General features: G+C 54.6%; 1 protein-coding gene. It reads left to right on the top strand.

The features are described 5' to 3' along the window. On the top strand, positions 1-269 hold a 269-nt coding region (locus tag SB660_RS20925), incomplete at both ends, for an FAD-dependent monooxygenase (RefSeq protein WP_410584284.1).

Genomic DNA, 269 nt, shown 5'->3' with positions numbered 1-269 from the left:
CCGTATGACGCTGACTTCAGGGATGACGAGGACACACGTTTTGAACGGGTGAGAGACTTGCTGCGCGGAATTCCGGGAGTGAAGTTTGTGACAGAGAATATGTCAAATGAATATCCCGTTTTGTTTCATAAGATTGAGCAGATGGCGGTCAAAGAACCGTGGCACAGAGGCCGCGTCGTTCTGGGCGGGGATGCCGTCCATGCGGGAGCGCCGACATTGGCGCAGGGAGCGGCGATGGCGATTGAAGACGCGATTGTGCTTAGTGAAGA

This window comes from Bacillus sp. SIMBA_005, assembly GCF_046535585.1.
Taxonomy (GTDB): Bacteria; Bacillota; Bacilli; order Bacillales; family Bacillaceae; genus Bacillus; species Bacillus pumilus.
This window is presented reverse-complemented; position numbering and strand designations above follow the sequence as displayed.